At 66.9% G+C, this 9,557-nt stretch carries 5 protein-coding genes and 1 pseudogene; 2 read left to right on the forward strand and 4 right to left on the reverse strand.

Features of this window, described 5'->3' with window-relative positions:
- Positions 1-10: 10 nt before the first annotated feature.
- Positions 11-3,589, forward strand: coding sequence for a hypothetical protein (locus ACWD35_RS38560; protein ID WP_451356027.1), 3,579 nt, complete (start codon positions 11-13; stop codon positions 3,587-3,589).
- An 878-nt stretch (positions 3,590-4,467) separates the two neighbouring features.
- Here ACWD35_RS38560 and ACWD35_RS38565 read toward each other — a convergent pair.
- A complete protein-coding gene (locus ACWD35_RS38565; RefSeq protein WP_451356028.1) occupies positions 4,468-5,118 on the reverse strand; it encodes a hypothetical protein in 651 nt (216 codons plus the stop codon).
- A gap of 104 nt (positions 5,119-5,222) precedes the next feature.
- The gene (locus ACWD35_RS38570; protein ID WP_451356029.1) at positions 5,223-6,737 is read right to left on the reverse strand and encodes an Hsp70 family protein; all 1,515 of its coding nucleotides are present in this window, start codon (positions 6,735-6,737) and stop codon (positions 5,223-5,225) included.
- Between the two features lie 544 nt (positions 6,738-7,281).
- Here ACWD35_RS38570 and ACWD35_RS38575 point away from each other — a divergent pair.
- Entirely contained in the window at positions 7,282-7,545 is a 264-nt protein-coding gene (locus ACWD35_RS38575) for a hypothetical protein (RefSeq protein ID WP_451356030.1), read from the forward strand.
- 271 nt (positions 7,546-7,816) lie between these two features.
- On the opposite strand, the pseudogene ACWD35_RS38580 reads toward ACWD35_RS38575, so the two are convergent.
- Together ACWD35_RS38580 and ACWD35_RS38585 are read right to left on the reverse strand one after the other, a co-directional pair.
- Positions 7,817-8,611, reverse strand: a pseudogene (locus tag ACWD35_RS38580) (IS3 family transposase); the annotation flags it as partial.
- Positions 8,612-8,724: 113 nt separating this feature from the next.
- Positions 8,725-9,465, reverse strand: a complete 741-nt coding sequence (locus tag ACWD35_RS38585) for a group II intron maturase-specific domain-containing protein (protein ID WP_451356031.1) — start codon at positions 9,463-9,465, stop codon at positions 8,725-8,727.
- Between the last annotated feature and the right edge of the window lie 92 nt (positions 9,466-9,557).

The raw sequence follows: 9,557 nt of genomic DNA on the forward strand, positions 1-9,557 counted from the left end.
GGATCGTGAGATGGAACTGGCTATGGCCATGCGTTCGATTCAACGACTGTTCGTGGTCTTCCGGCAATCGCGCTTCGGAAGGCCTTTCCGCAGACAGCGTCCGGGTGTCGGTGCGCGCCGGAAGTGGAAGGGTAATCCGCGCTCACGTCGCCTGATAACGCTCGTCTGGACCGGCTCGATCGTCTACGTGATTATATTCGCGCTTTCGATCGTCGGCTACTTCAGTCCCACGGTGCGACGCTGGTTCGACGCCGGCGGTGGGGCTGGTGCGACGTTCCGGAGCATCGTCATGTGGCCCGCATCGCTCGCCTTCGCCGCAGGCGTCTTCCTCCTGTGGCGCTACTACTGGAGCATCTGCAGACCCTACCGAAAGGAGGCTGAGGACCGGCCCCGCAGGCTCGTGGTGTCCGCCGGCAGCATCAGTGACGACGTGGTCGGCCGGGACGAACTGTGCGATGCCCTGATCGAGGGTCTGGACGCGGACGGTAGTTCTCGTACGCACGTCATCGTCGGACGGATGGGTGCCGGGAAGACGGCGATGTTGGTCCTGCTGACGCGGCGTCTGGCGGAGATGAAGGTCATCCCCGTACCCGTCCATCTCAGGGAGGCCACCGACAAGCTGGACTTCTGCGGGCTGGCTTTCGACCGGTTCGTCGCCGAGGTCAGCAAGCGCATGACGTCCAAGGCCGAAGCCGAGAGGGTCTGGCGGTGGCTGCTCCGGCAGCGCAGGGTGGTCGTCCTCGCAGACGGCCTGGAGGAGGCCCTGCTGAACGAGGAGCGAGCGGCCGAGCGCGACAACACGATCCGGCGGGCCATCCGGGATGCCAACGACCAGGATCTGCCGCTGGTCATCGCCTCACGCCCGCACGACCCGCTGCGCAGCATGGAGGCAACCGTCAGCGAGCTGGAACCGTTGAGCGAGGAGGCATCACTCCTGTATGTGTCCAGCGGAGGAGGGTGGAGCGCGAATCGGCGCACGGTCGACTGGATCGTGCAGACGGCCGACTTCTCCGAAGCGCCGCTGTACCTCCAGATAGCGCGTCAACTCCACGGCGCCGAACTGCTGGAGCACCCGACGGGTCAGGAGGCAGAGGAATTCTTCGAGGACATCAGGCTCGACCGCGCAGGCCTGCGCCTCCACTTGTTCGACACCTGGGCCGAATACCTGATCAAGGGCAACCTGTACTCCGAGGTCGCGCTCGGCCCAGAGGAGCGGCGAGCGGCGCTCGACTACCTGTCGGCCCTGGCGCTCGTCGGGCTGAGGAACGATTCGGCGGAGGTCGCCTTCTCCGACCTGCTCGGCCGCCCCGGAGACGGCAGCGAGACGGACGAGGAGTTCGAATGGGCGGTGCGCCAGCTGATCGTCCAGGAGCGGACCGGACAACAAGCCGAGCCTCCCCCCGAGCGGCAGACCGCGGACGACACCGGTTCGTCGCCGTATCCGAGGATCGTCCGCGAGTTGAAGAAGCGTATCGAAAAGGTCCCGAACCATACCTATTGCGATGCCTACATCGCGGCCACCTGGGGCAAGAAGCTGGGCATCGTCGAGGCGTACGGAGACCGGGTACGTTTCCAGCACAGTCTGATGCAGGCGTACCTCGGCGCCCGGTTCATGCACACCATCCTGTACCCCGGAGTGATGCCGCAGCCCTCGGCACAGGCTCCGCACCCCCAGCTCGCCATCGCGGCAATGAAGAGGATCAGCCGGGACTCAGCGGCCTTCTTCGGGGTGGAACACCTGGCGGGGCAGGACAGCAGGGCCCGCACGGCTGGGGACACGAGCTACTTCCCGGCTGCGCTGGAGGCGCCCGGACGGGAGTTGCTCTCCGCATTGGTGCTGTACTCCCGTGCCCCGGCGGGACGGTGCGTTCACACCGCCGCCCCCCGCACGGCCTGGTGCCCGGCCGAGGCGTCCCGAACGCTGCTCCGCGAAGCCGCCGACCGGGCGATGAATCCGCCGTCGTCCACCAGCGAGGGCAGCCTGAGCTTCAAGGACGCGGAGGCCCGGATTCTCAGGGTCCCGCAGGGCCAGGCCCGGGCTCTCGAGCTCTACACGGCGGCGATCGAGGTGGACGCCGCCGAGGAGAAGTCCGTGTTGGACGATATCGCGGCGAATCTTAGTGAGCGATGGGGGACGCTGCGCGACCGTGATCCGGAGTCGCTCAAGGAAGCCAAGATGGCGCTGGTGAAGACGCTGGGCGCGGCGGTCCGTGACCGGGTCAGGAAGGAGGATCAGCGCAATCGCGGCAGCGGCGACGGGGCCAGAGTAGACAGCAGGGCCGCCGCAGGCCAGGCAGGGCGCGTCTACCAGTGCCTGTTCGCCATCGCCGTCGCAGAGTCCTCGTACCGGATCAGGCTCGCCGTCGCCCTGGAGATCGGCGCCGGCGGTGACGCCGCGTTCAACGCGCTGAGGGCGGACCTTGCGGAGCCGCAGCCGCTGCCGCGGGCCTGGGCACGCCGGACGGGCGGCGATGTGCGTCAGCCCGCCGACGCGGAGAAGGCGTGGCGTCGCAAGACCCTCTGCGCCTTGCTGCTGCCGCTTCTCGCCGGCTCCGCGACCAGCGGCCAGGGCAACGACACCCCCATGGGCTGTTTGAAGCGGTGGCTGGCCGGGATCGGCGAGGATCGCCCGAACGGCATCGCCCGGCTGGCCCTGTCCACCGAGGTCGCCCTCGCCCAGGGGTTCAAGTTCGCTGCGAATCGGAGGCATCAGCACCCGTGCGCCCGGGGATCGCAGACGGATCTCGCGGAAGACGCCCTGGAGATGTTGCGCAGGAGCCGGTTCTGGTACACCCGTCTCACGCTGCTGCAGGCCCGGACCCTATGGGCGCTGCCCGACGACATCACCCAGCGGCTCCCATCCGGAGGTCCCGACGCGGATCCAAGAACTGAGATCAGGGAATGGCTTCTCCTGCCGGACGGGAGCCAGGAGAAGCATCCCTTCCTGCTCGCGGCTGCCGACCTCGCAGCCAAAGCTCTGCGCGAGCGCAAGCCCGAGCAATACCTCTGGACAGACGAGAGCATCGTGGTCGGCCAGATCGGGTCCCAGAAGGCCACCCAGGACGAGCCACGCAAGCACAACCTGTGGATCCCCTACTCGATCGGCTGGAGCGCCCTGGTGCCGCAGGCCCAGCGGCTCGTCGCCGACGTCCTCCTGCTGCTCAACCTTGCGGAGCAGGGCGGCAGTCCGGACGACCGCCTGCACCACCTCCACCGCATCGACCGGACCCAGGAGCCGTACCTGCCGCCGTGCCTCACCCACGACCGCACTCCGCTGAACCCCAGCCAGACGGGCGCCGGGGAGACCGGCACGTCCAAGACCAACTGCGGCTGCAACTTCGACCTCTGCCCGTACCCGCCGAGGAGTCAGCAGGGCACCCGGATGGAGTTCAGCGAGGTGTTCTGCCGCAGCCAGATGCGTCTCATCGGCGCGCGCCTGGTCAGACACGACGGCCTGGCACCATGGCGGCACGACGTCGACCGGGAAGCTCTGCGGAGCTTCTGGGAGGAGATGAGCGAACGCGCGCACGACAAGGGCGCCGACAGCCGTCCCGCGGCGCCACACCTCGCCCCGGGCAAGAACCGCTGACCCTGCGGCCGTCCACTGAACAGCATTCAGCGCGCCGATCACCGCCCCGGACCGGGCAGAGGGCGATCAGTTCCCCGGCGCCCAAGCGGCGTTCCCGTCGAATCGGTCTCCAGCCAGTAGTCGATCGCCCTGCAGACCATCGTGCCGCACGCACGTTGCGCCCAACACAAGGACAGCGGGACGAAGCCCAGTGGCTGTCCAAGCAACGGTGTGGACTACCCACTCCTTCGCCTGCCTCCTGTCGTTGCATAAGACAGACGGGGGTGTCCGACCCTCATGTTCAGGCCGGTGGAAGCTGCCCGGGCGGCAGCTGTGGTCGTTCACTTGCCAGTGCACCGCGGCCTGCCGGTGGAGCGGTGTCCGGCACGCGGGCAGCCCGGTCTGCGTGTACGGGACCCCGCCTCGACGGCCTTCGCAGCCGATGACTCTCACCGAAGTCGGGCGGGGAAGTACTCGCCGAAGCCGAACACTTCCCCGCCCTCCTCGGCGACAACACTCCGTGAGCGCAGCACAGGCCTCTTGGAGAAGAGTGCGCACATGCAACTCACGCGAACAGTGCGCATCAAGCCCGGATTCCGGCGTTTCCGCAGGAACCAGTGCTCACGAAGTCGCGGATCCTACACTCAGGTTGGCTCTGACGAGGACACGTCGCCGAACCAGCCCACCTTGTTCTGATGCGCACCTCGGCGTAGGACGATAGCCAAGCACCCCCGGTGATCACGCAGCGGGAGCCGACAGCCGGCGCCTGCACGGCCTCCTTGATCAGCGCCCCCTGTCGGGTAGTGCACTCGTCCAAGTCTGATCCAGCCAGTGCTGGAGCTTCTGCCGCCCTCGCTGTGCTGACGAACACAGCGAGGGAGTGTCGTCGAAGCGGCCGTCTACCGCGTGGTGAAGACGAGTTGCGGACAGTACATGCGGCCGTTGACGAGGTAGGCGGGGGACATGACGAAGCTGATGGGGGCGCGGGCGTCGCAGGTGGCCCAGACGTCTTGGCGTGTGGGGTCGGCAGGGGTGCCGCTGGAGGCGGTGAAGTCCCAGGCATGGTCCAGGCCGGCGTGGCGGATGCGGGTGACGAGATCGGCGCAGTGTCCGCGCAGAGCGGTGATGGCGGCCTCGATGTGCCCGTCGTGTTCCGACAGACGCAGAAAGCGGATGGTGTCCCGGCTCGTGGGGAGGGCCTGGGCCTCGGTGAAGAGTTGTCGGCTGAGCAGGCTGATCAGCCGGGCGGTCTGTTCTGTGGCGGGCCGGTCTAGGACGCGGTCGCACCGGCTGGCGTAGCGGCGGGCGAAGGTGAGGAAGTTCTGTTCGATTAGGGTGCGGAAGCGGCGGGCGAGGATCTGGTGGTCGCCGTGAGGGGCGGCGGCCATGTCGTCTCGTCCTTCCAGCCGGGCGGCGAGGAGGACTCCCACCTGGCGTTCCAAGCGCTCGATGGACCGACGCATCTGGGTGTGCTGCTGTTCTCCTGCTTTGACGGTCTGCTCCAGCTGGCCGATCCGCCTGAGGGCCTGCTCCAGCGGGTCCTCAGGCAAGGCGTCGTCGTAGGCGGCAGATCGGGCGGAGGGGGGCACGGGGCGGCTTCGCGCCTGTGTGTCGTGGCTGAAGATGCCAACGATGTCCATGGATCCTCTGCTGGTCAGTAGTTGGAGTGGAAGCGGACCTCGGTGGCCACGCTCTGCCCGCCGTGGACGAGTTCGGCCCGGACCTTGATCTCGGTCTCGCCGAACTTCATGAAGACCCGTACCGACCGTTCCCGGCGCGGGAACCGCATGACGGAAGTGAGATCCACCCGTACCGTGCCGATGAGGTCGCAGCCCGGGTCGGTGACGTAGCGAGGGTCGGCGTCGTTGGTGGCGAAGATGTCGAGCTCCATGGCGTCGACGTCGTCCTCCAGGGGGATGTAGCCGTGCATCACCTCGGCATCGGTGGGGATGGATTCCCCGGCACGGGCGAACACGGAGAACCGCTCACGGCAGGTGACCAAGCCGTAGGAGGTCACGTACCGCTTGTCCTCGGGGTCGATGCCCTCCTCGAACGGCTTGTTTACCTCGGTGCCGTAGGTGAACCGGCTGCGGCGGGCGCGGGTCTGGGGGTCGTAGCAGAAGTGCGTGGCGCCGAACAGCACGGCGATATCGGGGTTGGGGGGAACCATCACCAGGGCCCGGTCGCCGAAGCGTTCCTTGACGGCCTGCTGAAGGTAGGGGGAACCGCTGAAGCCGCCGACGAGGAGGATGACGTCGGGTCTGGTGTTCTCGCCGCGCGTGGCGGCCATCTGCTGCAGCTGGGTTTCGATCAGGTCCAGGGTGCCGGGGACGACGGTGTCGAACAGGGCGTGGATGTGTGCTGGGGTCAGCACGATGGCGTCGTTGACCCTGTTCTGGCGCCGGGCCAGGCGCTTGCGTACGGCCGCGCCGATGCGGCGGTCGATGGCGGAGGGGATCAGCAGGTTGATGCTGTCCTCCTGGTCGAGGGTGACGTGCAGCTTGGCGCGTTCCCACTGGTCGATGAGATTGAGCAGTGCCTCGGGGCAGCTGTCCCTGATCTCGTCCAGGATGTCCGTGTCGCCGAGGCACTCGGCCAAGTGGCTATTCTCGAAGGCCCGGTTGAGGAAGTCGGAGCCGAACCGGTCTCCGATCGAGCGGCCGATCTCGACCATCTTCCCGTCCGCGTCGTTCTCGTAGGCGGTGATGTCGACGGTGCCGCCGCCGCAGTCCACCACCATGAAGCGGGCCCCGGGCGCCATCAGGTCCTCGGCCGTCTCGTCGTCCTCGCCGATGACGCGCACGCCGCTGACGCGGGCATAGTGCGCCGCCGATTCCGGCTCCAGGGACAGCAGCACTCGGCCGTCCTCGCCGGGAAGGCCGGCGTTCTTGGCGACGTCCCGCATCACCGCCTTCTGGTAGTCGCTCCAGCAGGCAGGGACGGTCAGGCACCAGCGCAGATCGTCCTCGTCGTAGCCGCTGGCGGTGATCTGCCTGAGTGTGGTTGTCACCACCTGGCGCAGCAACGTCGACAGCAGGTCCGGCGTCACCTCGTCGACGCCCAGGGCAGTGGTACGCGCCGCTGTCTGTGCGCTCTCCCCCTCGGCCGGGCTGCTCTCGGCCAGGGCCGCTTCCTCCCGGCCCGGCACCGGATGCGTGCCGAGATCCATTTTGAACCCTTGGTGGTAGCGAGCGCCCTTCTTGCGGAGTTCGGCTCCACGGGTCAGCCATAGGCGACGGGCTTCGTACCCCCAGGCGATCAGATTTCCATCGGTGTCCAGCAGGAGAGCGGACAGATTCTTCGCGGTCGGTGCCGGTTGGGACTCCCACTGATTACAGAAATGGATTTTCCTGCTGGCCGGGTCGGCGTTGGAGTCGGAAATGACACACCAGGATGAGCCGATGGCGTGCGTGCCGACATCAATGGCCACGACAAGGCGAGGTGAGAACACGGGACTCATTTCGATGAGAGATGGGACGGGCGGACCTCCGCTGACGGCCGGACAACCCCGGGAGTGCTTTGCAGAACTGCACAGGAAGCCGGGCTGAGAGCGCAGCGGCAGTCTCAGATCTGGCAGAAACACTCGCCTCGCTCAAGCGCCTGAGCCCACTGTGGGCCGACGGCCACTCGAACGGAGTAATGACCGTGTGCAAGCCTGAACACGGGTGCGCAGAACTGCACATTCGCAGCCCGGTGCGGGTTAGCGTGCCCGCATGCACACCGACAGCATGAGACGCTCGCACCTCATCGGCATCTACGAAACTGGTGGCCTCGGTACGCACCGGCCGCAGGACCAGGGCCCCTCAGAAGATGAATTGCGTGAGCGGCTCGCTGAATACGGGCGTATGCGCGCCTCACGGGATCCCCTAGTAACCGGAGCGAAGAAAGCAGGGTTGAGCGAAGCGGAAATTGCGCAGCTCACCGGGCACTCGCGGAATACCGTTCGTAGCATCCTCAAGCGAAACGGAGCGGACTGAACATATGTGACCGCCGGGGGCTGGCGGAGGAGCGAGCGTCGGAGGCTCGGACGTCAGAGCTCGCCGGGTCGTGATGCACAAGCAATCGGCATGTATCCAGTCGTATGTGGCTGGACGTCGCGATCGGTCGGTACGCGGAAGGTGCCGCCATTGAACCCTTCTCGGTAACGTCTCGTGAGGGTTTGTGATCTTCGTTCAGGCAGTGCGGCCGTGTTCGAGCTGGAGGAGGACGAGGGCGGTGAGGTTGATCCCGGGGAGTGGACACCGGGTTTCATGCGACGAGTGACAGCGTACGTGTCGTGGTCAGTTGCTGTTCGTACTCGGCTGGTGTGAGGTAGCCGAGCGCGGAGTGGCGACGGCGGCGGTTGTAGTAGGAAAGCCAGCGGAACAGCTCGAGCCGGGTCTGTGCTTTCGAGGTCCAGCGGCGTCCGTGGAGCAACTCGCGCTTGAGGCCCTGGGCGCCCCTGTCGGTGTGGAAGACGACGCCGTGAACCCGGCCGCCGCGGGCGGCCACGGCCATCTCGATCGCGTCGGTGACCAGCGAGGTGCGCATGTGGTCGGCGATCGACCAGCCCACCACCTTCCTGGAGCAGATGTCGATCACCGTGGCGAGATAGAGCCACGTCGAGCCGACGGCTATGTAAGTGATGTCGCCGCACCACCTGGTATTCAGGGCGTCCGCGGTGAAGTCGCGCATCACCAGGTCCGGCGCGGGCGGCGCGGTCCTGTCCGCGATCGTCGTCCGTTTCTTCTTCCGCAGGTGCCGGCCGACGATGTGGTTGATCCGCATCAGCCGGGTCACGCGCTTGCGGTTGATCCTGTGCCCTCTCGCCCGCAGCTCAGCATGGACCCGCGGGGCGCCGTACGCGCCATGGTGCTCGGTGTGGATGGCGCGGATCTCGCTCACGGTCCGCTTCTCCTTGGCCCGGCGCTCGGCGCGGGCCTGCTCCGTGGCCAGGTGCCGGTAGAAGCCGGCGCGGGACGCCCCGAGCACCCGGCAGATCCGCTTGACGCCGAAGTCGGCGCGGTTGTCGGAGATGAAGGCCCAGCGGCGGGTCTTCACTTCGTTGAGTCGGCACGGGGCGCGGTGCCGGTGTTGCCACCGGTCCGTTTCCCCGTGCCGCTCGCCGAACCCGGCGTACCCGTCTCCGAGTACCGGGCTCTCCACGGATACTGCCGTCAACAGGGCTCTGTAACCCAGGGGTTGGGAATCTTGTTGCCGCGGTAGAGGTACCGGGTCACCGGGATGCTCTCGATGTTCCGCAGCTCGACTCCGTTTGCCGAGAACGGCAGCCACCGCCCGTTGGGGGTGGTGTGCCGTCGGCGGAGTTCCTTCCAGCTCCAGCGATGCCGTTCGCGCAGCAGTCTGGCCACCCTCCACCAAGTGAAGGTGTCCAGTTTACTGAACACGCGTTTCGCGATGGCATGTTGGAAGTAGAAGGCCCATCCACCTCTGGCCATGTTCAGCTGGGCCAGCAGGGCGTCCAGGTCCAGAGGGGACGTCTTGCGGGTCAGGGCGCTGATCTTCGCCTTCACTTGCCGGATTGCCCGGTCAGAGATGAAGGTGTAGACGTGCCATGTGCTCGTGCCTCGCTTGCGGCGCCACTGGATGCGGAACCCCAGGAAGTCGAATCCCTCGCTCATGTGGACGACCCAGGTCTTGGCTTCGGAGAGCCGAAGTCCCATAGGACGCAGCACCTGAGCGATCTCTTCGCGTACTTGGTGGACGTGTTCCTCGGTGCCATGGACCAAGACGACGAAGTCGTCCGCGTAGCGGACGATGCGCCAGGTCGGCAGCCCCTTGCGGCGCAATGTGCTGCGCCGCCGAGGCGAGGAGAACGCACCTCCTGGCTCCCATGGCCCATACAGGTGCTCGTCGAGCGCGGACAGGGCGATGTTCGCCAGCAGCGGGGAGCTCACGCCTCCAACGCAATGGATAACCGGGCTGTGTGTCGCCCTCGGCGTCGGAGTCCGGTGACTGACCGTGTTCGGCTGGGGTGTGCTCGCGGATC

The organism is Streptomyces sp. NPDC002671, from assembly GCF_053592475.1.